This is a genomic window from Amycolatopsis rifamycinica (assembly GCF_000695625.1).
GTDB classification, from domain to species: domain Bacteria; phylum Actinomycetota; class Actinomycetes; order Mycobacteriales; family Pseudonocardiaceae; genus Amycolatopsis; species Amycolatopsis rifamycinica.
This window is the reverse complement of sequence record NZ_JMQI01000062.1, coordinates 121,130-146,256: the sequence shown is the minus strand read 5'-3', so window position 1 is coordinate 146,256 and position 25,127 is coordinate 121,130. Positions and strand designations below refer to the sequence as shown.

Genomic DNA, 25,127 nt, shown 5'->3' with positions numbered 1-25,127 from the left:
GTTCGGATGTAGGCTGACGTGGGACAGCTTGAGGTCAACCGAGGTGGAAGGAGCAGTCCGCGTGGGCGCAGAGGCCGAACCGCGGCGCCTGCGGGCGGACGCGGAACGCAGCACGGCGCGGATCCTGGCCGCCGCCGAGGAGGTGCTCGCCGTCGACGCGACCGCCACGCTGGAGCGGATCGCCGACGCCGCGGGACTGGCGCGCGCCACCGTCCACCGCCGGTTCTCCTCGCGCAAGGCGCTGCTGGAGGCGCTGACCGGCCTGCTCAACGAGCGCTACCTCTGCGGGCTCGAGCAGGCGCGAGTGGCGACGGCGCCACCGGTCGCGGCGCTGTACCGGCTGACCGAGCTGCTCTTCGAGCTCAAGGCCGACAGCCGGGCGATCATGGAACTCACCGTGGACCCGGCCACCAAGAGGACACCGTTGAGCCCCGAGGTCACGGCCGGGCTCGAACTGCTGTTCCGGCGGCTGCGCGAAGCCGGCGAGATCACCGCCACCGATACGGCCTGGTGCTGCGCCATCTACCTGGCCGTCGTCCACGAAGCAGCGCAGCTGACGGCGAACTCACCGATGCTGGGCGACGAGGCGGGTGAGGTGGGCGCACGGGCCGACCTGACCTTCCGGACCGTGCTGGCCGCGCTGGGCGGCAACCGGGCCCACGGTTGACACAGCCGCCCGGATGAGGTGATCGATGGTCAGCCGGGTTCGTCCGGCACGGTGCCGGCGGAACCCGCGAGCCGGTCGGCGAGTGCGCGCACCAGATCACGGAGGGCATCGGGGCGTTCGATGGTGAAGGGCCGGTCGAGTGCGGCGAGCAGGGGCGGTATCCAGTCGAGCCGCTGGGCCCGGATGCGAGCCCGCACCCAGGACCCGTCGGAGCCGAGCTCTTCCAGCGTGGCCACCGAAGCGGGGAACACGGAGCGGATCTGCCCGGCCGTCGCCTGGATCCGCACGGACACCTCGTGCCGGTGCGGTGCCTCGGCGATCGCGGTGAGCACGTGCTCCGCCGAGTCGAACCCGGCCGGAACGGCGAAAGTGCCGTCACGCACCTCGATGGCCGTGATCCGGTCGACGCGGAACGTGCGCACCTGCGCGCTGGCGGAGTCGAAGCCGGACAGGTACCACCGTCCGGAGTGCGCGACGACCCCGTACGGGTGGACGACGCGCTCGCTGGCGCCGCCGTGGCCGGCGACGTAGCCGAGCGCGACCGGGCGGCGGTCCCGTGCCGCCTCCGCGACGGTCAGCAGGATCCCGGCCTCCGCCGTGAGCGCCGGCCTGGCGGGCGCGGTGAAGCCGGCGACCTCGAGGAGCGCGTCGAGCCGTTGCCCGAGAGCTTTCGGCAGCACGCGCCGGACCTTCGCCGCCGCGCTTTCGGCCGCCACGACCGAGGTGCCGTGCACCCCGGCGCGCTGACCCGCGACCAGGCCGAGCAGAACGGCGACCGCCTCTTCGTCGGTGAGCATCAGCGGCGGCATCCGGTAGCCGGGGGACAGGTGGTAACCGCCGTACCGGCCACGCACGGAGCGGACCGGGATGTCCAGGTCGACCAGGTGGTCGACGTAGCGGCGGACGGTGCGCTCGTCCACGTCGAGCCGCCGGGCGAGCTCGGCGACGGTCCGGGTACCGCCTTGCTGGAGCAGCTCCAGCAAGGCCAGCACGCGGGCGATCGGCCGGGTCATGCCGAAGATCTTTCCCATACCGGGCGGATCCTGTCCACTATTGTTCCTACCGTGGCCGGTGTCTCCGGAAGGCCGCCAGGGCCTTCCCGCACCGAAAGGAACCACCGTGCAGTTCGTTTCCGTCCGCCTCATCACCGGCGACGTCGCTCGCCTCGCCGCGTTCTACGAGCAGGTGACCGGGATCGCGGCCCGGCGACCCGCCGAGCAGTTCGCCGAGCTCGTCGGCCCGTCGTGCACGCTGGCCATCGGCAGTGCCGAGACGATGGCCTTGTTCGGCACCGGGGCGGCCGTGCCCGCGTCGAACCGGTCCGCGATCCTCGAGTTCCTCGTCGAGGACGTCGACCGGGAGTACGACCGCGTGCGGAAGCTGCCCGCACCCCCGGAGGTCGTGCAGCGGCCGACCACGATGCCGTGGGGGAACCGCTCTCTGCTGTTCCGCGACCCCGACGGCAACCTCGTCAACCTCTTCACCCCGGTCACCGAGGCGGCCCGCGCCCGCCTTGCCGTCCAGGCGCCGGTCACGGCCGCCCCGTCACACTCCTCCTGAGGGTGCGGGGTTCCGAACAGTTCGCCGGCGACGGCGGGCCGTCCCGCCGGCCGCCCTAGTGTGCACAGGCGTCCCGTCCGCCGAACGAAACGAGGAGAACGCATGATCCGGCGCTGGAACCCCGACACCGTCGCCGCCCCCCTCGGCATGTACAGCCACCTCGCGCACGTGCCGCCCGGGTATGAGCTCGTGGTGATCTCCGGCCAGGTCGGGGCGTTGCCCGATGGTTCGCTCGCGGGCGCGGACGCCGAGGCCCAGACCGAGGCGGTGTTCGCCAACCTCGAGCGCCTCCTCACCGCGGCCGGTGCGCAGCCGGGGCACCTGGTGAAGGTGTTCAGCATGGTGGCCGGCACCGAGCACCTGGCCGGCTTCCGCTCGGCGCAGAAGCGGACCTTCACCCGCTGGTACCCCGACGGCGACTGGCCCGCCCAGTCGCTGATCGTCGCGGCCGCGCTCGCCCGGCCGGACATCCTGGTGGAGGTCGAAGCCATGGCCGCGGTGCCCCGGTGACACCCGCCGAGTTCCGGGCGTTGTTCCCGGCGCTGCGCGACCGGGTGTGGCTGGACACCCCGGGCGCGCCGCCGGGCGCCGAGCCGGTGGTGACGGCGATGCGCGAGGTGTTCGACGCGTGGTCCTCCGGCGGGTTCGACTGGCTCCGCTGGGACGCCGCGGCTGCCGATGCGCGGGAGTTGTTCGCCGGTTTCCTCGGCGTCCCGCCGGGCACGGTCGCCACGGTGTCCTCGCTGGCCGAGGCGGCCGCCACCGTCGCCGCGTCGCTGCCCCGCGGACGTGTGGTGGTGGCCGGGGAGGAGTTCCGCAGCAACCGGTTCCCCTGGCTGGCCCGGCACGACGTGGTGAGCGTGCCCGCCCGGGACGGCTGGACGCGGACCGAGGACCTGATCGCGGCGCTCGACGAGGACGTCGCGCTGCTGGCGGTCAGCGAGGTGACCAGCCGCGAAGGGCAGCGGCTGGACCTCGCCGCGCTGCGTGCCGCGACCGACCGGGTCGGGGCCCGGCTGTTCGTCAACCTCACCCAGTCTCTGGGCGCGCTGCGGTACGACCCCTCGGTGGCGCCGGACTACCTCGCGGTGCACGGTTACAAGTGGCTGCTGTGCCCGCGCGGCGCGGCGTGGCTGGTGGCGCGGCCGGACCGGGTGGCCGGGCTGCGGCCGCTGGCGCCGGGCTGGAAGTCGACCGCCGCCCCGCACGGCTACTTCGGCGGCGGCCTGGACGACCTCGCCCCGGACGCTGCCCGGTGCGACGCCTCTCCGGCGTGGTTTTCCTGGCTCGGTGCCCGCGCCGCGCTGCGCCTGTTCCACCACTTGGACCCGGCCGCCGTGGAACGGCATGTGCTCGGCCTGGCCGGGCACCTGACCGGTGAGGCGGCGGCGCTCGGCCTGCGCCGGGTCCACGCCGGACCGGCGTCGCACATCGTCGTCCTGGCCACCGAGGACGCCGACGGGATCGCCCGGTCACTGGCCGGGCACGGCGTGCGCGCCACGGCGCTGGGCGACCGGGTCCGCTTCGGCTTCCACTACTTCAACGACGAGTCCGACGTCGCGGCCGCGGTGCGGGCACTCGCGGTCGCGACGGGGTAGCCCGCCGGTGCCTGTAACGCCTCGTCGTCACCCGCGCGCGGGGCTCAAGCGCACAGGCTTTGTCGTAGGCCCGTGGCGAAGGGTCGGTGAAGCGGCGGAGAGCTTCTTTCGCGGCGCGGTCGTCGCGTGGTTGGCCGGTGCTGCGTTCGGCCCAGTGGATACGGCTCGCGAAGCGGCTGCGCGCTAATACCTGCGAACCGCCTTCGGGGCAAGCCGCACGCCACCTCAGGATCGTGACCGGTTCCGGATCCGGGTGACGGCGACCCACGCGGAGACGTTCACGACATGAACCCGCAACCTCCATCGGACGCCGTCGCGAGGGAAAGGTTGCCCGGGTTCGCCGCGCGCCAAACAGCCGAGCGGGATCAGCGGCGGTTCGCGGAACCCGCCGCTCGGAAAGCGGGCCGTCCCTCGGTTTCCGGGGAGACGGCCCGCTGACCGGAACCGAGGCTCAGCCGCGAGCCGCGGCCACCGAGGCAGCAGCCGGCTGCTCAGCGGCCGGCGGCATCAGCTTCGGGTATTGCTTCTGGAACTTCTCGATCATCTTGGCGGACGGGACGATCCGATTCGGGTTGCTCTGGCTCGTCGCCTGCTTCTCGCCCCAGGTGCCCGCGGCTTTGCGCTGGCCGGGGGTGCCGTGGCTGTGGTAGCAGTCGCCGATGGCGGCGTCCAGGTAGCCGACCTCCTGCTGGGTGCGGGAGTTCCACGCGTATCCCTTGGCGTGCGCGACGAAATAGCCGCCGTAGGCGTCAGGGCCCATTTCGGACGACTCGTTGCGCGGGTAGTTCTCGTGGGCGAAGTCGACCTGGTGGCCGTACTCGTGACCGATGACGGACTCCACCGAGACCTCGTCGAACCCGAGGGCGTTGACCGTGTCGAGCAGGCCGTCGCCGAGGGACACGCGCTTGCCGCCGAGGCTGTCGGCCGGGGAGGCGAACGCGTTGAGGGTGAGCAGCGGGTTGCGGCCGCCCTGCAGGACCGGCACTTCGTAGAGCACCTTGGTGGCGAGCGCGGCCGCGGCCTGCACCTTCGCCGGGGCGAGGCCGAGGCTGAAGGTCTGCGCCATTTTCGCCTGGCTGCCCAGGTCAGTACCCTTCCAGGCGATGAGCTGGATGTTCCAGCTCTCGATGTCCCAGAAGCCGCGCAGCTTGTCGATCGCCTGGGTGGCGCGCGCGGTGTACTGGCCGTCGGTGCCGAACACCTGCGGGGTCTTGTCGGAGGCGACGCCCTGGACGTAGAGCTGGCCGAGCGCCGACAGGGTGCTCAACGCGCCGCTTTCGACCGGGTCGAGCTGCGAAGCGAGGTGGTCGGCGTAGGTCAGCAGCGAACCCGGGGTGCAGCCGGGAATCGGGTCCTCCGCGGCCCGGGCGCGCGGGCCGATCTTCGGGATGGGCGAGTCGATGAGCCGGTCGACGCCGCGCAGCGCGTTGGCCGGCAGGCCGTTGTAGAGATCGACGACGTCCTGGAACAGCTGCGCCACGTCCTGCTCGACGGTGGATGGTGTGTCCGCGGCCGCGGGAACGGCCGTGGCGAGCGCGAGCGCCACCGCGGTGCCCGCTGCCGCCAGCGTTTTGCCGAGGAATCTGGTCCGGTTGGGCAAGGTGGATCCCCTCATCGGTTCCGGTTTCAAGATCACGAAGCACCGCCACAGTAGGGCGGTGATCGACGGCGGAACCGGTGCCGCGAAAGGACCCCCGGAATGGCTCACGCCTTTCGAAGGGTTTTCGCCGTGCGGACATCGGCCGAAAGTACTAGATGGCGTCTCGGTGAGACGGTGAGCAGTCGCTGCGGTGTCTTTCCGCAGTCGCGAGCGGACCGCCCGGACCTCTGGGCCGTCCACAGGGGACCTTAAGCAGGTGCCAGGCCGGCCCTCAGATGCTGCGATGGGTGCTGACCGCCGCCCGGAGTTCGGCGAGCTGGGGTGCGAGGGCGGCGTCGACGGCGAGCGGATCCCGCGCGTTGAGCTCCTGCATCGCCCGGCGTTCGGGCAGCTGGGTGTTGATGTCGATCCGGCGCTGCTCCAGTCCCGCCACGATTTCCGCGACGACCTCGTCGACGGGCCGCAGGCCGTAGCCCAGGTCCGCGCCGGCCCGGGTCGTGGCCATCATGGGCGCTGCCCGGGTCGTGAGGACGGGAGCCAGCAGGTTGAGGGCGACCATGGCCCGGATGTCCGCCACGTCGATGTCCTCGAGGGGTGCCGCCCGGACGTTCCCCGCGTTGTTGATCAGGACGTCGAGGCCGCCGAGCGCCTCGGCCGCTTCTGCGACCACGCGGTCCGGCTCTCCGTCGGCAGTGAGGTCGGCGGTGATCGGGTGCGCGGTGCCGCCGCGCTCGGCGACCAGCGCCGCCGTTTCGGCCAGTGGCTCGGTCCGGCGTCCGGCGAGCGCCAGCGCGCCCCGCCGGGACGCCAGTTCCAGGGCCAGGGCCCGGCCGATGCCGCTCCCGGCCCCGGTGATCAGGGTGCGGCGTTCCCGCAGGTCGACGAGCGGCGCACCCTCGAGCTAAGGAAACCTGTTCCTGCAGGTGTTCGAGGACTACGCCCGTGACTTCCTCGCCGACCCGGACCTCGACCGTGCCCTCCGGGCGTTCTTCGACTTCACCATCACGTCCATGACCACGGGCGAGCCCGCGCGCGGATGCCTGACGACCAAGACGGCGATCGACTCGAAGGCCGACGGCGAACGGATCAACGCCGCGTTGCGCCGCCTGCTCGACGGCCTGGAAGACCTCGTCCGGGATCGGCTGTCGGCCGAAGACACCCGGCTCGCGCTCCCCGCGGCCGACGCGGCGCGGGTGCTGGTCACCATGACCCGCGGCATCGTCGTGATGGAACGCGTCCACCAGGATCCGGACCGGCTCCGAGCCACCGCGCGGTCTCTGATCGACATGGTGCTGGCCGGTCGGCGACGGGCAGACCCGAACGGGCGCTGATACGCAACTGGGCTGATCGGCACCTTCAGGGCATCCCGTACACGTCCGGATCCGAGGGGTTCCTGGCCGGACGAAGGCGGCGCCGCCCGACGCTCGGCGAGCAGCATGGAAGCATGTCAAAGGTCATCGCGGAGCTGGAAATCCCGGACACGGAGGCGGTCGCCCAGGCGACGTCGCACATCCGGGAGACGACCAGCCCACTCATCTACCACCACTCGCGGCGGGTGTACTTCTTCGGCCTGCTGCACGCGCACCGGCTCGGTGTGCGGCCGGATCCGGAGCTGCTCTACCTGGCGGCCATGTTCCACGACCTCGGCCTCCAGGTCCCGTTCTCCGAGGCCGAGCAGCGCTTCGAAGTCGACGGCGCCGACCACGCGCGGAAGTTCCTGCTGGACCGCGGGTTCCCGGCCACCGCCGCCGAGACGGTCTGGACGGCGATCGCCTTGCACACCACCCCGGGCATTCCCGGCCGGATGGCCCCGGAGATCGCGGTCACCTACTACGGCGTCCTGACCGACGTGCTCGGCTTCGGCCTGGACGAACTGGACCGCGAACAGCTGGCCGAAATCCTCGCCGCCCACCCGCGCGGGGACTTCAAGAACGAGTTCCTGCGGATCACCGTCGACGGGCTGAAGAACCGCCCCGACACCACGAACGGCACCGTGAACTCCGACTACCTCGAACACTTCGTTCCCGGCTTCCGGCGCACGACGACGGTCGAGCGCATCACCGGCTCGCCGTGGCCCAGCTGACCCTTCCGGTAAGCATTCGAAACGGGAACGGTACGTCGAGTCGGCAACCCGGAGGAGGTCGCGGTCGCGTGGTCGACGAGCGTGCGCCGCGGGAGGCCGGGCAGGCGGACCGGCTCGGTGCCGAGTGGGAGAGGCATCGACCTGCCGTCTTCGGTGTGGCTTACCGGCTGCTGGGAAGCGTGGCCGATGCCGAGGACGTGGCACAGGACGTGTGGCTGCGGGCGGCCGGTTCGGATCTCCGCGAAGTGGACGATCTGCGGGCCTGGCTGGTCACGGTGGCCGCGCGCCGGTCCTACGACATCCTCAAGAGCGCCCGCGTGCGCCGGGAGGCCTATGTCGGGCCTTGGCTGCCGGAACCGCTGCTGACCGGGCCGGACGCGTCGGAACCGGTGCTCGTCGACGAGTCCGTCGGTGCGGCGATGCATGCTGATCATGGAGGAGCTGAGCCCGCCGGAGCGGGTGGCCTTCGTCCTGCACGACGTCTTCGGGCTCGAGTTCGGCCGGATCGCGGAAGTGCTGGACGTCTCCGTGCCCGCCGCCCGGCAGCTGGCGTCGCGGGCGCGGCGGCGGGTGGCCAAGGCGAAGCAGGCCGCTCCGCAGGCACCGAAGGCGGAGCGCGAACGGGTGCTGGCGGCCTTCCGCGCCGCGTACGAATCCGGTGACCTGGCCGGCCTGGTCCGGCTCCTGGACCCGGACGCGGTCTACGTCACCGACGGCGGCGGCAAGGTCTCGGCGGCCCGCAAGCTCATCCACGGCGGTGAGCGCATCGCCGAGGTGATGGTGCGGGTGAGCCGCCAGTGGCAGGTGGACCACATCGACCTCGTCGAGGTGGGCGGCGAGCTTTCCCTCGTGTGCCACCGGCAGGACCGCGTCCACTCGGTCGACACGGTGCAGATTTCGCACGGTCTGATCACCGCGTACCGCAGGGTCGTCAACCCGGACAAACTTTCGCACCTCTGAGCTGTCACACCCGGAGGGGCTACCTCGTCTCCCTGACGAGAACACGAAAAGGAATGACGAGAAACGCTCGCCCCATTCCCCTCCCGGTGAGGAAAGTCATGAAAAACAGCAGGAGGACCGGAACGCGGATCGTCGGCGGCGCCTTGGCCGTCGCCGCACTGGCCGGAGCCCCCGCCTGTGCGGCCGACCAGCCCGCTTCGGCCACGAACCCGACGACCACCACGGCGGCGCAGCCACCCGCGGAAACCCTGAGCCCCCCTTGCTCCAGCAGGCTCTTCGTCTTCGTCGCCGACAACGGAGCCCAGCTCAAAGTCGACGACGTCCACCACTGATATTCACCTGATCGGAGAAAGCATGACGAACACCCGACGCGTCAGCATCGACAAACAGCACCCGGCCGCCTACAAGGCACTCATCGGCCTTTCCGCGGAGGCGGAGAAAGCCGCCACCGCGGCGGGCCTCGACCCGCTCCTGGCCGAGCTGGTGCGGATCCGTGCCTCCCAGATCAACGGCTGTGCCTTCTGCCTGCGCATGCACACCGGTGACGCCCTCAAGAAAGGCGAAAACCCCGACCGGATCGCCGTGCTGCCCGCATGGGAGGAGACAGGCTACTTCTCCGACACCGACCGGGCGGCGCTGCGGTTGACCGAGGCCATCACCCGGGTGGCGGACGGTCACGTCGGCGACGAGGACTACGCCGCCGCCGCGACGGTGCTCACCGCGGACCAGATTTCGGCTGTCGCGTGGCTCACCACGGTGATCAACGCGTTCAACCGCGTGGCCATCACCAGCCGGTACCCCGTCGCCGGCTGACGTCCCGCCCGGCGGGCCGAACAACCGGCTCGTCGACGCGAGGGTGCCTAACCGCGGCACCGGCCCCGACCAGCCTGAACGTCCGAGACGGCCGCAGGGGTGCCGCACGGCCCAGATCGGGCCGCACGACACCCCTCGGCACACCTCTCGAACGGTGGTGCGTCAGCGTCAGCGGGTGCGGTTGGCCCACCAGGTCCGGCCGGCTTCCGGCAAGGTGGAGATCGGATCGTAGTAGGGGTACCGGCGCTGCAACGCCTCCGGGTCCTCCAGCTCGATTCCCGTCCGGTAGTTCTTGGTCCAGTACGAGATCCCCAGCTCCCGGTCGTACTCGGCCAGCTGGTGCACCCACCGCTTCCCGACATAAGGCACGTCGCACACGATCCGCGGCGTCGCGTACCCCGGCAGGTAGCCCATGATCGCGTGCTGCAGCTCCTGGGCCTCCCACACCGAAACGCGCCAGTGCTCGGCGTTCGGGATCATGTCGCACATGTAGAAGTAGTACGGCAGGATGTTCGCTTCCCCTTGCAGGGCAAAGCAAAGGTCCAGCAGCGCGGCCGGCGTCGCGTTGACCCCGCGCATCAGCACGCCCTGGTTGCGGACGTCCCGCACCCCGACGTTCAGCGCCGTCTGGGCCGCCTCCGCCACCAGGGGGGTCACCGACTGGGCGTGGTTGACGTGCGTGTGGATCGCCAGGTTGACGCCGCGGCGCTGGGCGGTCACGGCCACGCGCTCGAGGCCTTCGACGACCTTCGGCTGGAGCCAGTGCTGCGGGAGCGCCGCCAGGGCCTTCGTCGCCAGGCGGATGTCGCGGACCGTGTCGATGTCCATCAGGCGCATCAGGAACGACTCCAGCTGGGGCCACGGCACGTTGGCCACGTCGCCGCCCGAGACGACCACGTCGCGGACGCCCGGGGTCTTCTTGAGATACGCGATCATCGCGTCCTGGCGGTCGACCGGCTTGAGCGTCAGCTTGTGCTTCTCGACCGTCTCCGTCGAGTTGCCGACGAGGTCCATGCGGGTGCAGTGGCCGCAGTACTGGGGGCAGGTCGAGATCATCTCGGCCAGCACCTTCGTCGGGTAGCGGTGGGTCAGGCCCTCCACGACCCACATCTCGGCCTCGTGCAGGGAGTCGCGTTCGGAGTGCGGGTGGCTCGGCCACGCGGCGTCGCGGTCGCTCTTCACCGGGAGCATGTAGCGGCGGATCGGGTCGGCGTAGAACGCCTCGGTCACCTTGGCCGGGTCGGTGCCGGCCGTCGGGGCCATCGTGTTGAGCATCTGCGGGGGCAGCAGCATCGACATCGTCGCCAGCTCGCGCTGGTCGGCGAGCAGGTCGTCGTAGAAGCGCTCCTCCAGCAGGTCGCCCATCAGCGCGCGCAGCTGCTTGACGTTGCGGACGCAGTGCACCCGCTGCCACTGCGCGTCGCGCCACTCGGCTTCGGTCACGTCGTGCCAGCCAGGAAAGCGGCGCCAGTCGGGTTCCACCAGCTCGGCGCGGGCGTACTCGTAGGGCTGGTCGAAGGCGGCGGCAGGCGTCACAGGTTCCTGGATCGCAGTCACTTGTACTCCTAGTCGTCGGGAACGCGTTAAAATATCCTGTCATATCGTTCCCACGGAGTAAATCTTCCTGCCTGCTGGGGCGCTGTCCCCCACGTGGACCAAGGGGGCAGACTCAGGGGCGTGACGGACGAACGCACCACGCTCCTGCTCGGCGGGCGCATCTACACCCCCTCCGGCCCCGACGCCACGGCCATGGCGGTCACCGGCGGCACCGTGGTCTGGGTCGGGCAGGACGCCCCGGCCAGGGCCCTGCACCCCGGCGCCGAGATCGTCGACCTCCACGGCGCCTTCGTCGCCCCGGCGTTCGTCGACGCGCACGTCCACGCCACCGCCACCGGCCTGCACCTGACCGGCCTCGACCTCACCGGCGTCCGCGGCGGCGCCGACCTGCTGGCCCGCGTGCGCGAGGCCGCCGTGCCCGGCCAGATCCTGCTCGCCCACGGCTGGGACGAGACCACCTGGACCGACCCGCGCCTGCCCAGCCGCGCCGAACTCGACGCCGCCGCCGGGGGCACCCCGGTCTACCTCAGCCGCGTCGACGTGCACTCCGCACTGGTCTCCACCACCCTGGTCGAACTGGCCCCGGCCGCCCGCGACGCCGACGGCTGGTCACCCGACGGCCCGCTGACCCGCGCCGCCCACCACGCCGTCCGCGCGGCCGTCCGCGCCGCCGTCACGCCGGAGCAGCGTGAACGCGCCCAGCGGGCGTTCCTCGCCGAAGCCGCGAAGCAGGGCATCGTGAGCGTCCACGAGTGCGCCGGCCCCGACATCTCCGGCCGCGACGACCTCGCCGCCCTCCTCGCCCTCGCCGGGCCCGGCACCCCCGAGGTCGTCGGCTACTGGGGTGAGCTCGGCGCCGTCGAAACCGCCCGTGAGCTCGGCGCGCGCGGCCTGGCCGGCGACCTGTTCGTCGACGGCGCCCTCGGCTCCCACACCGCCGCCCTGACCCGGCCCTACGCCGACCACCCCGGCCAGGGAACGCTCTACCTCGACGCCCACCGCATCGCCGAGCACCTCGCCGCCTGCACCGCGGCCGGGCTGCAGGCCGGCTTCCACGTCATCGGCGACGCCGCGGTCGCGGAGGTCGTCGAAGGCTTCCGCCTGGCCGAGAAGGAGGTCGGCCAACGCGCGCTGGCCGCCCGCCACCACCGGCTCGAGCACCTGGAGATGGTCACCGCCGAGCAGACCAGGCAACTGGCCGGCTGGGGCGTGGTCGCCTCCGCGCAGCCGCTGTTCGACGCGCTCTGGGGCGGCCCGGAAGGCATGTACGCCGAACGGCTCGGCGCGGACCGCGCGGCCGGGCTCAACCCCTTCGCGGCGCTGGCCGCCGAAGGGGTCCTGCTCGCCTTCGGCTCCGACGCGCCGGTGACGCCGCTGGACCCGTGGGCGAGCGTGCGCGCCGCGGCCTACCACCGGACGCCGGGCGCCGGGCTGTCACCGCGGGCGGCGTTCACCGCCCACACCCGGGCCGGGCACCGCGCCGCCGGGGTCAACGACGGTGTCACCGGCAGCCTCGTCCCGGGCGCGCCGGCCCACTACGCGATCTGGGACGCCGCCGACCTCGTCGTGGCCACCCCGGACAGCCGCGTGCAGCGCTGGTCCACCGACCCGCGGGCCGGCGTGCCGCCGCTGCCCCGGCTCGAACCGGACGCCGCCCTCCCGCGGTGCCTGCGCACGGTCCGCGCGGGTGACGTCCTCCACGACGACATCACCTAGAGTTGTCGGCTGTGGCAGTCACCGTGGCGGACCCCGGACCGGGCGCCCCGCACCAACCCGCGCGCACCCGGCGCTTCCCCCGCGCGTGGCTTCTCCGGACGGCCGCGGCACTGGTGTCCGGCTTCGCCTTCTACCTCAGCTTCGCGCCGCGCCCGCTGTGGTTTCTCGCGCCGCTGGCCTTCGCCGGGCTGGCGCTCGTGCTGCGCGGACGTCGCTTCCGGGCCGGCTTCGGCTACGGCTTCGCGTTCGGGTTCGTGTTCTTCCTGCCGCTGCTGACCTGGCTGCTGGACTTCCTCGGGCCGGACTTCGGCCCGTGGCCGTGGCTGGGCCTGTCCTTCGCGCTGGCGCTCTACCACGGCCTGGCGGGTGGCCTGATCACGCTGGTGTCGCGGCTGCCGGCCGCGCCGTTGTGGGGCGCGCTGGTGTTCGTCGCCCTGGAGACGCCGCGCGCCTGGTTCCCCTTCGGCGGGTTCCCGTGGGGCCGGGTCGCCTTCAGCCAGCCCGAGGGCGCGTTCCTGCCGCTGGCCTCGATCGGCGGCGCCCCGCTGGTCGGCCTGGCCGTCGTCCTCACCGGCTTCGGCCTGGCCGCCCTCGCGGCCCGGGTGTGGGAAGTCCGCGAGCTGACGCGCCCGGCGGTCTTCGCCGCCGTCGGCACGCTGCTGCCCGTCATCGCCGGCCTGGCGCTGTGGCCGTCCATCGGGACCGGCGCCCAGGACGGGGAACGCACGGTCGCGACTGTGCAGGGCAACGCCCCCGACATCGGGCTCGCGCTGCAGGGGGAGCGGACCGTGCTGCGCGACAACACCCTGGCCGAGAGCGAACGGCTGCTCGCCGCCATCCGGGCCGGGAAGGTGCCCAAGCCCGACCTGGTGGTGTGGCCGGAGAGCGCGACCACCGTCACCGGCCCGGACCCGCAGGTCGACCAGCTCGTCGCGAACTTCGGCGTGCCGGCCCTGATCGGCGCGGTCTACCGGCTGCCGGACGGGCACCTGCAGAACTCCCTCATCGGCTGGGACCCGCGCACCGGGCCCGGGGCGCGCTACGCCAAGCAGCAGCTGGTGCCCTTCGGCGAGTACGTCCCGGCCCGCAAGCTCGCCGAGCTCGTCACGCCGTTCCTCGACTCCGAAACCGTGGACATGGTCCCCGGCGACGGCACGAACCAGACCATGACCGCCGCGGGCACCAAGGTCGGCGTGTTCATCTGCTACGAAGCGGCGTTCGACTACCCGGCCCGCGACGCCGTCCGCGAGGGCGCCGAGCTGCTGGTGGTGCCGACCAACAACGCCTGGTACGGCCGCAGCGAGATGAGCGAGCAGCAGCTGGCGATGTCACGGCTGCGGGCGGTCGAACACGGCCGCGCCGTCGTGGTGTCCGCCGTCTCGGGCGTGAGCGCGATCGTCGCGCCCGACGGGACGGTGACCAGCTCAACGGGCCTTTTCACGGCGGATTCCCTGGTCGGGCGCGTCCCGCTGCGGACGCAGACTACGCTGTCGGATCAACTAGGTGCGTGGACGGAGTACGGGCTGCTGGCTCTGGCGATCGCCGGGGTGGCCGGTGGGCTCGTACTCCGTTTTCGCACCCGGCGCGCGAGCGCCGGCACGGCAGCAGGGGAAGCGGCGGCGGACTGACCGCCGCGGATATCGGAGGAGCACGGATGTCGCAGGCGCCGCGGGGGGCCCGGGAAATCGAGCCGGTGCTGGTGGTGATCCCGACCTACAACGAGCGGGAGAACCTCGGCCCGATCCTGGACCGCCTGCACAAGGCACTCCCGGACGTGCACGTGCTCGTGGTGGACGACGGCAGCCCGGACGGCACCGGCGAGCTCGCCGACGAGCGCGCCGCGGCCAACGACCACGTCCACGTGCTGCACCGCACCGAGAAGGCCGGCCTCGGAGCCGCCTACATCGCCGGGTTCCGCTGGGGCCTGGCGCGCGAGTACAACACGATCGTCGAGATGGACGCCGACGGCTCGCACGCCCCCGAGGACCTGCCGCGGCTGCTGGACGCGGTCGGCGACGCCGACCTGGCGATCGGCTCCCGGTACGTGCCGGGCGGCGCGGTGGTGAACTGGCCGCTCAAGCGCCAGGTGCTCTCCCGGGGCGCCAACGTGTACTCGCAGGTCGCGCTGGGCATGCGCACCCGCGACATCACCGCCGGGTTCCGCGCCTACCGGCGTCCGGTGCTGGAGAAACTGGCCCTGGACGAGGTCAACTCGCACGGCTACTGCTTCCAGATCGACCTGACGATCCGCACGGCCGAGGCCGGCTTCGAGATCGTCGAGGTCCCGATCACCTTCACCGAGCGCGAGATCGGCGAGTCGAAGATGGACGGCTCGATCATCGGCGAGGCGTTCCTGCGCGTGGCCAAGTGGGGCGCCGAGCGCCGCTGGCACCAGCTGCGCAAGCTGCTCAAGCGCGCCTGAGCCGGTTTCGCCCGTTCTGGGCCATCATGGGCCCGTGACGACGATCGTGGCCTTCCACGCCCACGCCGACGACCCCGTCCTGCTCAGCGGCGGCACGCTGGCCCGCGCCGCGGCCGACGGGCACCGGGTGGTGGTCGTCGTGGCCACCGACGGCATGGTCGCCGAGCACCCGACACCGCGGTGGGCCGAGCTGGAGGCCGCGGCGGCGATCCTCGGGGTCCGGCGCGTCGTGCACCTGGGTTACGCCGACAGCGGCCACGGTCCGGTGCTGTACGCGGACCCGCCCGGACGGCAGCGCTTCGCCCGCGCGGACACCGAGGAAGCCGCCCACCGGCTCGCGGCCCTGCTGCACGAGGAGCGCGCCGACCTGCTGCTCGGCTACGACAGCAACGGCGGCTACGGGCACCGCGACCACGTGAAGGTGCACGAAGTCGCCCGCCGCGCGGCCCGGCTGACCGGGACGCGGCTGCTGGAGGCCACCCTGCCCCGGGACTTCGCGCTGCGGTTCGCGCGGGTGGTCCGGGCGCTGCGGATCCCGTTCGACTACGACGTCGATGCGCTCGAGCACGCCTACAGCCCGGCCTCGGCCGTCACCCACCGGTTCGACGTGCGGCGGTTCGCCGCGCGCAAGCAGGCGGCGCTGGCCGCGCACGTGTCGGACGTGCGCGGCGGCGGGCGGCTCTCGGCGGTGCTGCGGGTGCTGGTGTGGCTGCCGGCGCCGGTGTTCGGGCTGGTGGCCGGCCGCGAGTGGTACGCCGAGGTCACGCCGGCAGGATCGCCACGCCCTGGTCTGCCAGTTTCTGCACGTTCTTCTCGTCGGCGTCGGTGATGATCCCGGCGACGTCGGCGAAGGGCAGCACGGTGAACCGGGACGCGGCGCCGAGCTTCTCGGCGCTGGCCAGCACGTAGGTGTCGGCCGCGCGCCGGGCCAGGGTGCGCTTCATCGCGGCTTCGTCGGCGTCGCCGGTGGTCAGGCCGGCTTCGGGGTGGACGCCGGTGACGCCGAGCAGGAAGACGTCGGCGCTGATCGACTGGGCGGCCTCGGCGGCGGCCGCGCCGCAGGTGACCGCGGAGTGCCGGAACAGCCGTCCGCCCAGCAGGAACACCTCGATGCCGTGGTGGTCCAGCAGCGCGGCGGCCACGGTCGGGCTGTGCGTCACGACGGTGGCCCGCAGGTCACGGGGGAGGGCCCGGGTGAGGGCGAGGGTGGTGGTGCCGCCGTCGAGGATGACGGTCGAGCCGGGCCGGACCAGGGCGGCGGCGGCCGCGGCGACCCGCTCCTTGCCGCCGACGGCGATCGACGTCCGGCTCGCGTAGTCGGCGACGGCGGGGGAGACGGGCAGCGCACCGCCGTAGACGCGCTGGCAGAGCCCCGCCGCGGCCAGGTCGCGCAGGTCACGGCGGATGCTGTCCTCGGACACCCCCAGCTCGGCGGCGACGTCCTTGGCCAGCACCTTGCCGTCGGCGGCGAGCCGGGCGAGCAGCAGTTCACGGCGTTCCCCGACGAGCATGCACGATCCTCCTTGTTTTCTCCGAATCATGCACATTATGGTCGGGTCATGACCACCTCGACAAGCCCGTCCCGCAACCCGCGTGTCCGGGTCACCCACGTGGAGCTGCTGTCCTCGGCCTGGTACGTGCTCCGCCGCACGACATTCGACTACCAGCACGGCGACGGACACTGGACGACCGAGCAGCGCGAGACCTACGACCGCGGCAACGGCGCCACCGTGCTGCTGTACGACGTCGAAGGCGGCACGGTGCTGCTGACCCGCCAGTTCCGCTACCCGGTCTACGTCAACGACCACCCCGACGGCATGTTCGTCGAGACGGCGGCCGGCCTGCTCGACGCCGACGACCCGGAAACGGCCATCCGCCGGGAGGCGCAGGAGGAGACGGGCGTGCGGATCGGCGCGCTGGAGCACGTGTTCGACGTCTACACGAGCCCGGGCTCGGTGACCGAGCGCCTGCACTGCTACGCGGCGCCCTACGACCCCGCCGACCGCGGCCGGGGCGGCGGCATCGCGGAGGAGGGGGAGGACATCGAAGTGCTCGAGCTCCCGTTCACCAAGGCCCTCGAGATGATCGGAACGGGCGAGATCGCGGACGCCAAGACGATCATGCTGCTGCAGTGGGCCGCCCTCACCGGCCCGTTCCGCACGGCGGCGGGGTAGTGGGCCCGGCTCGGCGAGCCCCGCGGGTGTCGCGAATGACACCTCCGAAGCCCTGACCGGGCAGCGGCCGGACATGGAACGGCCCCCGCGGGGGGAGGTCGCGGGGGCCGTTCCGTTGTGGTGGGAGCTTGGCTACGAAGCCGAGGTGCGGAGGGTCACGCCGACCGGGAGGTCCGGCGGCCCTTCAGCTCGGCGAGACGTTCGTTCAGCAGGTCCTCGAGCTCGGGGATCGTGCGCCGCTCGAGCAGCATGTCCCAGTGGGTGCGCGGCGGCTTGACCTTCTTCTGCTCGGGCTGCCCTCCATCGACGATCTCCGATTCGCTCCCGTGCAGGCGGCACTCCCAGACCGTCGGGATCTCGGCGTCGTCGGAGAACGGCACCTCGAACTCGTGGTTCTTCGGGCAGGCGTAGCGCACGGTGCGGCGTGGGGCGAGGTCGTGGTTGCGGTCGGTCTCGTAGCTGACCGCTCCCAGCCGGCTTCCACGAAGAACACGGTCGGCCATGATGGGGGTCCTTTCAGTCAGCTCCGGGGTGGAGCCAGGGTGTTGCTCACCCTATGCAACGACCCGCGGCCCCGGAGGATTCCCGGACCGCCATGTCGTTGCTCACGATGAGCTGCGTCACCCGCCTGCATCAGCTTCTCCTAGTAGGAGGCATTTCGCGCTCCGGCGTGACGTCAATACGGCCTCTTAGTGCTGAGATCCCCCAGATGGGCTACCCGCGGCTCGCTCAGGTCAACCGTAACTGACCGTGATGGGCGGTAACCGGCCCCAGGTCACCCGATCGAAAGTGGCGGCGACACAATACCTGATAACGCACGGTAGCGAATTCGGCCTCAAAACGCGCCGAAGCTGAAGTTTCAACTACGGATTGTTCGGTATCTGCCACCACAACCGTGTCGCCCTCGCGCACAACCTCACCCTCGACCACCCGCGCGTTGAACCGCCCGGGCAACCCGCACCAGCACAGCACCTCCACCTGAACCGGCTGCAACTCGTCCGCCAGTTCGAACAGACGAGCGGCACCCGGGAACAACCGGCTCCGGAAGTCCGTCGCGATCCCGAAGCAGTACACATCGATCTCGACCTCGTCGGCCAGCTCCGCCAGCTGGTCGACCTGGCCGGGGGAGAGGAACTGCGCCTCGTCCACCACCACGTAGTCCACGTGCCGGCCCTGGGCCCACTCCTGCCGCACCAGCTCCCGCACGTCGGTGTCCTCACCGACCTCCACCGCCTGCCGGGTCAGCCCGATCCGGCTCGAGATCTGCGGCGCGCCCGAGCGGTCGTGGCGCACCAGCACCAGCCCCCGGCGGCCCTGCCGCGCGTGGTTGTGGTCGATCTGCAGCGCCAGGGTCGACTTCCCGCAGTCCATCGGCCCGTAGCAGAACTTCAGCCTGCCCACCGGCGGCGTCCCGCGGCGGGAACCGGCCGCGGGAACCGACGACAGGGCATCGGTGGGATCAGGGCCGGCGGCGTCGTCGATCAAGGTCACGACACCCGAGCCTATCGGTGGTCACAGAACCTCCGGCGGACGGTTGCCCGCCGCCTCGATCGCCCGCCGCACCGGCACCAGCCACACCAGCACCAGCCCCGCCGCGAAGAACACCACCAGCGCCACGATGGCCAGCCGGAACGACCCCGTCGCCTGCCCCACCCCGGCGAACACCAGCGGCCCCAGCCACGACGTCCCCCGCTCGCCCACCACGTAGAGCGAGTAGTACTGCGCGTCCTTGCCCGCCGGGATCATCTGGCTGAACAACGACCGCGACAACGCGTTCGTCCCGCCCAGCACCAGCCCGATCCCCACCGCCACCGCCAGGAACTGCAGCAGCTGCCTCGGCTGCACGAAGTACGCCCCGCCCAGCACCGCGATCCACACCACCAGGCTGCCCAGGATCGTCCGCTTCGCCCCGATCCGCCGCGCCACCAGCCCGTGCAGCGTCCCACCCAGGTACGCCACGAACTGGATCACCAGGATCGTGACGATCAGCACCTCGTTGCCGAACCCCAGCTCGTCCTTGCCGTACTGCGCCGACACCGTCACCACCGTGTTGATCCCATCGGTGAAGACCAGGTAGCTGCCCAGGAACGCCAGCGTCAACGGGTACGCCTTCGCCGCCACCAGCGTCTGCCGCAGCTCCGCGAACCCCGCCCGCAGCACCGAACGCCCCGGCGCGACGTCCACCGGCACGTGCCGGCGGGGGAGCCGCCGCACCGCCGGGAACGTGAACGCCGCCCACCACAGCCCCGAGGTCAGGAAGCAGATCTGCACCGCCAGGCCCTGGTCCACCCCGAACAGGTCGTGCTTCAGGTAGAACCCCAGCTGCAACGCCAGCGCCAGCCCGCCACCCAGGTACCCGAACGCCCAGCCCCGCGCCGAAATGCCGTCCCGCTCGTCCGGCCCGCCGATGTCGGCCAGGAACGAGTAGTAGACGACCAGCGAACCGCCGTAGCCGATGTTCGCCACGATGAACAACGCCGCACCCAGCTGCCAGTCCGAGCCGGTCAGGAAGAACATCGCCGCCGCGGCCGCCGCACCCAGGAACGCGAACCCACCCAGGATCCGCCGCTTGTTGTGGCTGCGGTCGGCCACCGCACCGGCTATCGGCAACACCAGCACCTGCACCACCGTCGCCACCGACAGCAGGTAACCCCACACCGAACCGGCCGGGAAGTGCAGCCCGAACAACGTCACGTCGCAGTTCCGCAGCGTGTCCGTCCCGCCCGCCGCGTTCAGGCACGCACGATCCCCGTTAAGGGTGATGTTCGCCTTCGCGTCCGCCGCCGCGATCGAGCTCATCGACAGCGCGCCGAACACCGTCGTCGTCGACGAATAGAACGGCGAATTCGCCCAGTCGTAGAAGTACCAGCCCCACCGCTCACGCTTGGTCGAGCGCGTCCCGGCCAGCGTCATCCACGGCTCCTTCACCTCGAGAACATCCAGGTCAGCGCGGAGACTACGGGCACACCGCCACCCCGGTGACCGCACCACCGAAACCGTGTCCGGTTCGTCGCTTCGTGATCACCCGCCACCCGGCCGGATCAGCTCGTCCGCCGCCCGCGGCGGGTCACCGCACGGTGTTACAGGTGGGATCCCAGCGCCTATCGTGTCTGTTGTGGTCAGTGGGACACGCTCCTACTGTGCACCCATGATCCAGAACGGCCGACGCACCGTGGCGAGACTCCTGCTCCTCGCCCTCGCCGTCACGGGTCTGCCGCTGACCACCCCCGCCGCCGCCTCCGCGGACCCCGCGGCGACCGCCTGGGCCAAGCTCCGCATGTGCGAATCCAGCGGCCGCTACGCCACCAACACCGGCAACGGCTACTACGGCGCCTACCAGTTCGACCTGCCCACCTGGCGCAGCGTCGGCGGCCAAGGCCGCCCCGACCAGGCCACCCCTGCCGAACAGGACTACCGCGCCCTCTACCTCTACCGCATGCGCGGCTGGCAACCCTGGCAGTGCGCCGGCATGCTCAAACTCGCCGCCGACGCCGACGCCCGCAGCAAACGCGTCCCCACCTACACCGAATCCGCCTACATCGGCGGCGGCGACCTCCCCGCACCACCACCCGGCCCCGGCGGCCCCAAACCCGCTTGGCCCGGCGTCGTCTACCGCTACGGCGACTGCGCCGACCCGCTCAAGACCTTCCAGCTCCGCATGAACGCCTTCGGCTACGGCTTCACCGGCACCGGCTGCTACCTCGAAAAAACCCGCACCGCCGTCCTCGACCTCCAACGCGCCAACGGCATCAAGGACAGCGGCCTCCTCGGCCCCAAGACCTGGGAAGCCGCCTGGACCGGCAAACCACCCCGCTGACCCCTCACGAGTCCTGGGACTGCCGCCACGCACCCCGCTCGATCAGCACCTCACGCAGCAGGTCCGGGCGATCCGTCACGATCCCGTGCACCCCCAGATCCAGCAACATCCGCATCTCCGCCGGATCGTCGATCGTCCACGTGTGCACCTCGATGCCCGAACGGCCGGCCATCGCCAGGAACGCCTTGTCCACCACCCGCAACGCCCCCTGCCGCACCGGCACCTGAGCCATCGCCCCCAGCACCAGCCGGCCCAGGGGGAGCAGCGGCAACCGGCCCCGCGCCCACAACGCGAACGCCGACCGCGGCCCCATCGCCGTCACCAGCCGCGGCCCCGCCAGCTTCCGCAACCGCACCAGCCGCGCATCCGAAAACGCCGCCCCCGCCACCCGGTCGAACGCCTTCGCCCGCTCCAGCACCCGCACGAACGGCTCCACCGCCCGATCGGACTTCACGTCCACGTTGAACCGCGCGTCCGGCAGCTCTTCGAGCACGTCCTCCAGCCGCGACAACGGCACCTTCCCGGCCACCTTGACGTTCTTCAGCTGCTCCCACGTCTGCGCCGCGATCGGCCCCGCGCCATCGGTCGTCCGGTCCAGATCCGGGTCGTGGTGCACCACCACCACACCGTCCGCCGTCGCGTGCACATCCGTCTCCAGGTACCGGTACCCCTCCGCACACGCCCGCCGGAACGCCGGCAACGAGTTCTCCAGCCCCTCGAGCTCACCGAGGTGCCACCCCCGGTGAGCGAAGGCACGGGGGACCGGATCGGCCAGGTACGGGAACGACGCGTGCATCCCCCCAGTGTGCCCTTCCGCCATGACCCCGGCATGAGCAAACGGTGGCCAGCTAGGGTCTCCCGGGTGAGGGAAGCCGCCGAACTGACCCAGCCGACCACCATCGAACTCGCCCCGGCCCGCCGAGGCGCCCCCAAGCACTGCGGCTGGTGCGGACGACGCCTCCCCGAAGGCGGCAACGTCGGCCGCCGCCGGCGCTACTGCGGCCAATCCTGCCGCCAACGCGCCTACGAACGCCGCACCGCACTCCAGCGCAGCGGACTCCCCGAAGACGCCGTCGTCCTCTCCGACACCGAAATCGCGGCCCTCCAGGACCGCCTCTTCCAGCTCCGCTGCGCGGCCGAAGACATCGTCACCGCCGCCGACGACGGCGCCGACCCGCGAGAACTCCGCGGACTCGCCGAAGAGATCGCCCGCGCCGCCAAGGACCTCGAACAACTCCGCTGACCCACGGACGACACGCGTACCCAGCCGGACGACACGACCCGCCCGCCCGCCGGCCGACGCCGTGTCGTCCATCCAGGCACGCGTGTCGTCCGCCCCAGCACGCGTGTCGTCCATCGCGGTACTCAGCCCAAGGTGTCCAACGCCCGATAAGTCCGGTTGCTCGCCGCCGCCGCCCGCTGCTCCCGGCCCGTCGCCTCGATGTAGTTCTGGCTCGTCGCCAAGCTCGCGTGCCCCAGCAACGCCATGATCTCCGACGCCGTCGCCCCGTCCTCCGCCAGCCGCGTCGCGAACGTGTGCCGCAACGCGTGCAGATTCGCCCCCACCGGCACCCGGTCGTGCAACCCCGCACCCCGGTAACACGACTTCACGAGGTACTCCAGCGCACCCCGCCCGATCGGCTCACCCGCCCGATCCAGCAGCAACGGCGAACCAGGGGAGAACCGCACGTTCGGAAACCGCACCCGGCACGACTCCCGGTACCGCTCGATCAGCTCCGCCAGTACCGGCTGCACCGGAATCGACCGGTCCCGGCTGCCCTTCCCCTTTACGTGCAACCGCAGCTCACCGGCGCGCCCCACCAGCGACCGCGACGTCAGCGCCCGCATCTCCGCCGCCCGCAACCCCGCCACCAGCCCCAGCGCGATCACCAGCACGTCCCGCTCCTGCCACGGGTCCCGCGCGCGCCGCGACCCCGCGGCCGCCGCCGACAGCAGCTGCTCCGGCGTTTCCTCACCCCGCAACGGCTTCGGCGTCAACGCCGGCGTCCGCGGCCGCGCCACCGCACCCATCGGGTTGCCCGCCAGCAGCCCGTCGGCCACGCAGAACGTCAGGAACTGGTTCCACGTCGACCACGCCCGCAGCACCGAGCTCTTCGCGTGCCCGTCCGCGAACACGCCGAACGCCGCCCGCAGCGCCGGCCCGGTGAGGTCGGCGACCTCCAGGTCCTCGGCCGGGCGGCCGAGCTCCGAAACCAGGAGAGTGGTGATGCCGGCGAGATCCCGGCGGTAGGCGTCGGTCGTGTGCGGGGAGTCCTTGCGCGGGCGGCGGGCGGCGAAGAAGGCTTGCTGAGCCTCGGAAACCTTCATGTGGATCTTGTACCGCACACCACCGACAGTTTCCGCGGCCGGTCCCGACCCCGGCATTTCATGCATAATGGCAATTATGCATGAAATGCCGGGGTGACCCAGGATCTTCCCCTTGGGGGACACGGACTTCTCCGGGAACCCATCCCGAGCCTTCAGACGCCCTCGTGTCGCGTTTCGGGGGCGTGCCGCACACATGTTCGACACCGGCTCGCGTGAGACGCCAGAGGCGGCGCCGGAGTCCGGGTCGTGAATCCGCGTGACATCAACCGTGTCGAACGACGACGTCGACCTCTGAGTCTCACTCAGTTTCGTCACCGTGACGTTTTGAGGTCGAGTGACTGGACGTTGGGCCACCAGCCCTCAGGGGATGCTGTCGCCCTTCCGAGGGCTCACCTCGCTGGCGTCGCGGCTCGAGGGGCCGCCATACCGGGTCAGGAGCCGTCCAGGTGAAGCTGCACGCTTCCATCGGAAGACGGTCCGACCCCCGGATTCTGCGCCCCTCTCGGCGCTCGGCCCAGCGTGTGACCAAGTGCCGATAATGTACATTATGTCAAGTAACGTCAGTGTCCTCAGTGCCAGTCGCTGATCATCACGTCCCGCGGTGCCGGGGCGCCCTCCCCGGTCTCCACGAGCTGCTTGAGGCTCATCAGGTAGATCGCCCACTTCGTGCTGCAGTGGTGCATGAACTCGCCCGCCTCGCGCCAGCCTTCGTGCTTGAACAGGACGATCGTGTGCTCGTCGCGCTGCTGGAGCTCCCAGCGGATCGTCGTGCCGATCCACTCGGGCGGGCCGTCGACGACCTCCCAGCGGACGAGCCGGCCCGGGTCGAGTTCGAGGACCTTCATGTCGAAACCGCCCGGGATGAAGCGGAAGGCGATCACGTCGCCGATGCCGGTCTCCCCTTCGGTCTTCTCGGTCCACCAGCCGGCGAGGCCGTCGATCGTGGTGAGGGCGTCGTAGACCTTCTCCGGCGTGCCGCCCTTGACGCCGATGCGGTGCAGGATGTCCATTTTCTACGGTTTCCTTTCGGTCTTCTTCTCGATGGTTTCGGCGATGCGCTTGATGCGGCGGAGCCGGGCGTCCCAGGCGTTGCCCACTTCGGTGAGCTGGGCGACGGCGCGGGCGAGCTGGGCTTCGTCGACGCGGAACTGTTTTTCGCGTCCTTCGGCGTGGGCGTGGACGAGGCCGGCGCGGTCGAGGACGGCGAGGTGTTTGGCGACGGCCTGGCGGGTGACCGGCAGGTGTTCGCTGAGGCCGGTGGCGGTGGCGCTCCCCTGGTTCAGCAGCAGGTCGAGCAGGCGGCGACGGGTGGGGTCGCCGATGGCCGACCAGAGGTCGTCGTCGACGGCGGTGGTCACCGGGTGGCTCCCACCTTGGCGGCGTAGCCGGGCAGGCGGGGCAGGAACTGGTCCCAGCCGCTGACGTGGTCGGTGTATTCGGCGGCGATCTTGGCTTCGTCCCAGCCGCGTTCGCGGAAGCCGGTTTCGGTCATCCGGAGGCGGGTGCCGGTGCCGTCGGGTTCGAGGTCGAAGACGACGAGGAAGGAGTTGCCGGGGGCGGCGGTTTCGCCTTCGGCGTGGGTCCAGCGGAAGGAGAAGTGTTTCGGGGGGACGGCGTCGACGACGGTGAACTGGACCCAGTGTCCGCCGAAGCCGATGCGGCCTTCTCCCCCGGGTTCGACGGGGTATTCGGCTTCGTCGGTCCACCATTCGCGGACGTGTTCCGGGTTGCTCACGACGTCGAAGACGACGTCGGGGGTGGCGTCGATGTGGATTTCCCGTTCGAGGGTGCCGTGGTCCATGCCGCTCCTTTGTGCAACGTTTGGTTGCGTT

The 25,127-nt window shown here is 71.4% G+C and carries 29 protein-coding genes and 1 pseudogene; 17 read left to right on the top strand and 13 right to left on the bottom strand.

Going from position 1 to position 25,127, the window contains the following annotated elements; all coding sequences use genetic code 11:
• The first annotated feature begins 61 nt into the window (after positions 1 to 61).
• Positions 62 to 667, top strand: a complete 606-nt coding sequence (locus DV20_RS28840) for a TetR/AcrR family transcriptional regulator (protein WP_043785834.1) — start codon at positions 62 to 64, stop codon at positions 665 to 667.
• 29 nt (positions 668 to 696) lie between these two features.
• On the opposite strand, the gene DV20_RS28835 is transcribed toward DV20_RS28840, so the two are convergent.
• Complete coding sequence (locus DV20_RS28835) at positions 697 to 1,680, bottom strand: helix-turn-helix transcriptional regulator (RefSeq protein WP_043786086.1); 984 nt, start codon at positions 1,678 to 1,680, stop codon at positions 697 to 699.
• Positions 1,681 to 1,786: 106 nt separating this feature from the next.
• Here DV20_RS28835 and DV20_RS28830 point away from each other — a divergent pair, with 106 nt between their 5' ends.
• The 3 genes from DV20_RS28830 to DV20_RS28820 all read left to right on the top strand — a co-directional run bounded on the left by DV20_RS28830 (position 1,787) and on the right by DV20_RS28820 (position 3,825).
• A complete protein-coding gene (locus tag DV20_RS28830) occupies positions 1,787 to 2,227 on the top strand; it encodes a VOC family protein (protein ID WP_051736167.1) in 441 nt (146 codons plus the stop codon).
• A gap of 102 nt (positions 2,228 to 2,329) precedes the next feature.
• Positions 2,330 to 2,737 (top strand): RidA family protein, encoded by a 408-nt coding sequence (locus tag DV20_RS28825; protein WP_043785832.1) that lies wholly within the window; start codon positions 2,330 to 2,332, stop codon positions 2,735 to 2,737.
• Positions 2,734 to 3,825: an aminotransferase class V-fold PLP-dependent enzyme gene (locus DV20_RS28820; RefSeq protein WP_043785831.1), complete on the top strand. Its 1,092-nt coding sequence runs from the start codon at positions 2,734 to 2,736 to the stop codon at positions 3,823 to 3,825. The genes DV20_RS28825 and DV20_RS28820 overlap by 4 nt, the downstream gene beginning before the upstream one ends.
• A gap of 451 nt (positions 3,826 to 4,276) precedes the next feature.
• Here the strand turns inward: DV20_RS28820 and DV20_RS28815 are convergent, their stop codons facing one another.
• Both DV20_RS28815 and DV20_RS43215 read right to left on the bottom strand, forming a co-directional pair.
• Positions 4,277 to 5,425 carry a M48 family metalloprotease gene (locus DV20_RS28815; protein ID WP_043785829.1) on the bottom strand — a complete coding sequence of 383 codons (1,149 nt, stop codon included), beginning with the start codon at positions 5,423 to 5,425 and terminating at the stop codon, positions 4,277 to 4,279.
• A 271-nt stretch (positions 5,426 to 5,696) separates the two neighbouring features.
• Positions 5,697 to 6,281: an SDR family NAD(P)-dependent oxidoreductase gene (locus DV20_RS43215; RefSeq protein WP_268747450.1), complete on the bottom strand. Its 585-nt coding sequence runs from the start codon at positions 6,279 to 6,281 to the stop codon at positions 5,697 to 5,699.
• Positions 6,282 to 6,348: 67 nt separating this feature from the next.
• On the opposite strand from DV20_RS43215, the gene DV20_RS28805 reads away from it, so the two are divergent.
• From DV20_RS28805 to DV20_RS28785, 6 genes and pseudogenes are all read left to right on the top strand, one after another.
• Positions 6,349 to 6,756, top strand: a complete 408-nt coding sequence (locus DV20_RS28805) for an LmrA/YxaF family transcription factor (RefSeq protein WP_051736165.1) — start codon at positions 6,349 to 6,351, stop codon at positions 6,754 to 6,756.
• Between the two features lie 113 nt (positions 6,757 to 6,869).
• The gene (locus DV20_RS28800) at positions 6,870 to 7,508 is read left to right on the top strand and encodes an HD domain-containing protein (RefSeq protein WP_043785827.1); all 639 of its coding nucleotides are present in this window, start codon (positions 6,870 to 6,872) and stop codon (positions 7,506 to 7,508) included.
• Positions 7,496 to 7,765 (top strand): annotated as a pseudogene (locus DV20_RS47350) (sigma factor); the annotation flags it as partial. The gene DV20_RS28800 and the pseudogene DV20_RS47350, both read left to right, overlap by 13 nt.
• A 166-nt stretch (positions 7,766 to 7,931) precedes the next feature.
• Complete coding sequence (locus DV20_RS46750) at positions 7,932 to 8,468, top strand: sigma factor-like helix-turn-helix DNA-binding protein (protein WP_235190998.1); 537 nt, start codon at positions 7,932 to 7,934, stop codon at positions 8,466 to 8,468.
• Between the two features lie 98 nt (positions 8,469 to 8,566).
• Positions 8,567 to 8,800, top strand: a complete 234-nt coding sequence (locus DV20_RS45135; RefSeq protein WP_152603769.1) for a hypothetical protein — start codon at positions 8,567 to 8,569, stop codon at positions 8,798 to 8,800.
• A 22-nt stretch (positions 8,801 to 8,822) separates the two neighbouring features.
• Complete coding sequence (locus tag DV20_RS28785; RefSeq protein ID WP_043785824.1) at positions 8,823 to 9,281, top strand: carboxymuconolactone decarboxylase family protein; 459 nt, start codon at positions 8,823 to 8,825, stop codon at positions 9,279 to 9,281.
• 168 nt (positions 9,282 to 9,449) lie between these two features.
• Here the strand turns inward: DV20_RS28785 and DV20_RS28780 are convergent, their stop codons facing one another.
• On the bottom strand, positions 9,450 to 10,838 hold the full coding sequence (locus DV20_RS28780) for a KamA family radical SAM protein (protein WP_200876517.1): 1,389 nt from the start codon (positions 10,836 to 10,838) through the stop codon (positions 9,450 to 9,452).
• Positions 10,839 to 10,958: 120 nt separating this feature from the next.
• On the opposite strand from DV20_RS28780, the gene DV20_RS28775 reads away from it, so the two are divergent.
• From DV20_RS28775 to DV20_RS28760, 4 genes are read left to right on the top strand one after another with little or no spacing between them, the layout of a single operon-like run.
• Positions 10,959 to 12,554: an amidohydrolase gene (locus DV20_RS28775; RefSeq protein ID WP_043785822.1), complete on the top strand. Its 1,596-nt coding sequence runs from the start codon at positions 10,959 to 10,961 to the stop codon at positions 12,552 to 12,554.
• 11 nt (positions 12,555 to 12,565) lie between these two features.
• Positions 12,566 to 14,182, top strand: coding sequence for an apolipoprotein N-acyltransferase (gene lnt / locus DV20_RS28770; RefSeq protein WP_043785821.1), 1,617 nt, complete (start codon positions 12,566 to 12,568; stop codon positions 14,180 to 14,182).
• 26 nt (positions 14,183 to 14,208) lie between these two features.
• A complete protein-coding gene (locus tag DV20_RS28765; RefSeq protein WP_043785819.1) occupies positions 14,209 to 14,976 on the top strand; it encodes a polyprenol monophosphomannose synthase in 768 nt (255 codons plus the stop codon).
• A gap of 34 nt (positions 14,977 to 15,010) precedes the next feature.
• A complete protein-coding gene (locus DV20_RS28760; RefSeq protein WP_051736164.1) occupies positions 15,011 to 15,805 on the top strand; it encodes a PIG-L deacetylase family protein in 795 nt (264 codons plus the stop codon).
• On the opposite strand, the gene DV20_RS28755 is transcribed toward DV20_RS28760, so the two are convergent.
• Complete coding sequence (locus DV20_RS28755) at positions 15,738 to 16,487, bottom strand: DeoR/GlpR family DNA-binding transcription regulator (RefSeq protein ID WP_043785814.1); 750 nt, start codon at positions 16,485 to 16,487, stop codon at positions 15,738 to 15,740. The two genes, DV20_RS28760 and DV20_RS28755, sit on opposite strands and share 68 nt — an antisense overlap.
• Before the next feature lie 48 nt (positions 16,488 to 16,535).
• Here DV20_RS28755 and DV20_RS28750 point away from each other — a divergent pair, with 48 nt between their 5' ends.
• On the top strand, positions 16,536 to 17,150 hold the full coding sequence (locus tag DV20_RS28750; protein ID WP_200876516.1) for an NUDIX domain-containing protein: 615 nt from the start codon (positions 16,536 to 16,538) through the stop codon (positions 17,148 to 17,150).
• Positions 17,151 to 17,305: 155 nt separating this feature from the next.
• Here DV20_RS28750 and DV20_RS28745 read toward each other — a convergent pair whose 3' ends face one another.
• From DV20_RS28745 to DV20_RS28735, 3 genes are all read right to left on the bottom strand, one after another.
• On the bottom strand, positions 17,306 to 17,653 hold the full coding sequence (locus DV20_RS28745) for an RNA polymerase-binding protein RbpA (RefSeq protein WP_003081521.1): 348 nt from the start codon (positions 17,651 to 17,653) through the stop codon (positions 17,306 to 17,308).
• A gap of 226 nt (positions 17,654 to 17,879) precedes the next feature.
• Complete coding sequence (locus DV20_RS28740) at positions 17,880 to 18,635, bottom strand: thymidine kinase (RefSeq protein ID WP_407638360.1); 756 nt, start codon at positions 18,633 to 18,635, stop codon at positions 17,880 to 17,882.
• 27 nt (positions 18,636 to 18,662) lie between these two features.
• Positions 18,663 to 20,063, bottom strand: coding sequence for an MFS transporter (locus DV20_RS28735; protein ID WP_043785806.1), 1,401 nt, complete (start codon positions 20,061 to 20,063; stop codon positions 18,663 to 18,665).
• A gap of 235 nt (positions 20,064 to 20,298) precedes the next feature.
• On the opposite strand from DV20_RS28735, the gene DV20_RS28730 reads away from it, so the two are divergent.
• Complete coding sequence (locus DV20_RS28730) at positions 20,299 to 20,967, top strand: transglycosylase family protein (protein ID WP_084093726.1); 669 nt, start codon at positions 20,299 to 20,301, stop codon at positions 20,965 to 20,967.
• Between the two features lie 4 nt (positions 20,968 to 20,971).
• Here DV20_RS28730 and DV20_RS28725 read toward each other — a convergent pair whose 3' ends face one another.
• Positions 20,972 to 21,763: a glycerophosphodiester phosphodiesterase gene (locus DV20_RS28725; RefSeq protein ID WP_043785804.1), complete on the bottom strand. Its 792-nt coding sequence runs from the start codon at positions 21,761 to 21,763 to the stop codon at positions 20,972 to 20,974.
• Positions 21,764 to 21,829: 66 nt separating this feature from the next.
• On the opposite strand from DV20_RS28725, the gene DV20_RS28720 reads away from it, so the two are divergent.
• Complete coding sequence (locus DV20_RS28720) at positions 21,830 to 22,210, top strand: hypothetical protein (protein ID WP_003081494.1); 381 nt, start codon at positions 21,830 to 21,832, stop codon at positions 22,208 to 22,210.
• A gap of 122 nt (positions 22,211 to 22,332) precedes the next feature.
• On the opposite strand, the gene DV20_RS28715 is transcribed toward DV20_RS28720, so the two are convergent.
• From DV20_RS28715 to DV20_RS28700, 4 genes are all read right to left on the bottom strand, one after another.
• Positions 22,333 to 23,313, bottom strand: coding sequence for a tyrosine-type recombinase/integrase (locus DV20_RS28715; protein WP_043785799.1), 981 nt, complete (start codon positions 23,311 to 23,313; stop codon positions 22,333 to 22,335).
• 551 nt (positions 23,314 to 23,864) lie between these two features.
• A complete protein-coding gene (locus DV20_RS28710) occupies positions 23,865 to 24,305 on the bottom strand; it encodes an SRPBCC family protein (RefSeq protein WP_043785797.1) in 441 nt (146 codons plus the stop codon).
• A 3-nt stretch (positions 24,306 to 24,308) separates the two neighbouring features.
• The gene (locus tag DV20_RS28705; RefSeq protein WP_043785795.1) at positions 24,309 to 24,653 is read right to left on the bottom strand and encodes an ArsR/SmtB family transcription factor; all 345 of its coding nucleotides are present in this window, start codon (positions 24,651 to 24,653) and stop codon (positions 24,309 to 24,311) included.
• On the bottom strand, positions 24,650 to 25,096 hold the full coding sequence (locus DV20_RS28700; protein WP_043785793.1) for an SRPBCC domain-containing protein: 447 nt from the start codon (positions 25,094 to 25,096) through the stop codon (positions 24,650 to 24,652). Before DV20_RS28700 ends, DV20_RS28705 begins: the two co-directional genes overlap by 4 nt.
• Positions 25,097 to 25,127 lie beyond the last annotated feature (31 nt).

Coding starts and splice junctions, on each gene's coding strand:
- DV20_RS28730 (WP_084093726.1), top strand. CDS start 20,299: ATGATCCAGAACGGCCGACGCACCGTGGCGAGACTCCTGCTCCTCGCC.
- DV20_RS28800 (WP_043785827.1), top strand. CDS start 6,870: ATGTCAAAGGTCATCGCGGAGCTGGAAATCCCGGACACGGAGGCGGTC.
- DV20_RS28725 (WP_043785804.1), bottom strand. CDS start 21,763: ATGCACGCGTCGTTCCCGTACCTGGCCGATCCGGTCCCCCGTGCCTTC.
- DV20_RS28765 (WP_043785819.1), top strand. CDS start 14,209: ATGTCGCAGGCGCCGCGGGGGGCCCGGGAAATCGAGCCGGTGCTGGTG.
- DV20_RS28785 (WP_043785824.1), top strand. CDS start 8,823: ATGACGAACACCCGACGCGTCAGCATCGACAAACAGCACCCGGCCGCC.
- DV20_RS28750 (WP_200876516.1), top strand. CDS start 16,536: ATGACCACCTCGACAAGCCCGTCCCGCAACCCGCGTGTCCGGGTCACC.
- DV20_RS28825 (WP_043785832.1), top strand. CDS start 2,330: ATGATCCGGCGCTGGAACCCCGACACCGTCGCCGCCCCCCTCGGCATG.
- DV20_RS28700 (WP_043785793.1), bottom strand. CDS start 25,096: ATGGACCACGGCACCCTCGAACGGGAAATCCACATCGACGCCACCCCC.
- DV20_RS28755 (WP_043785814.1), bottom strand. CDS start 16,487: ATGCTCGTCGGGGAACGCCGTGAACTGCTGCTCGCCCGGCTCGCCGCC.
- DV20_RS28835 (WP_043786086.1), bottom strand. CDS start 1,680: ATGACCCGGCCGATCGCCCGCGTGCTGGCCTTGCTGGAGCTGCTCCAG.
- DV20_RS28710 (WP_043785797.1), bottom strand. CDS start 24,305: ATGGACATCCTGCACCGCATCGGCGTCAAGGGCGGCACGCCGGAGAAG.
- DV20_RS28745 (WP_003081521.1), bottom strand. CDS start 17,653: ATGGCCGACCGTGTTCTTCGTGGAAGCCGGCTGGGAGCGGTCAGCTAC.
- DV20_RS45135 (WP_152603769.1), top strand. CDS start 8,567: ATGAAAAACAGCAGGAGGACCGGAACGCGGATCGTCGGCGGCGCCTTG.
- DV20_RS28735 (WP_043785806.1), bottom strand. CDS start 20,063: ATGACGCTGGCCGGGACGCGCTCGACCAAGCGTGAGCGGTGGGGCTGG.
- DV20_RS46750 (WP_235190998.1), top strand. CDS start 7,932: ATGCTGATCATGGAGGAGCTGAGCCCGCCGGAGCGGGTGGCCTTCGTC.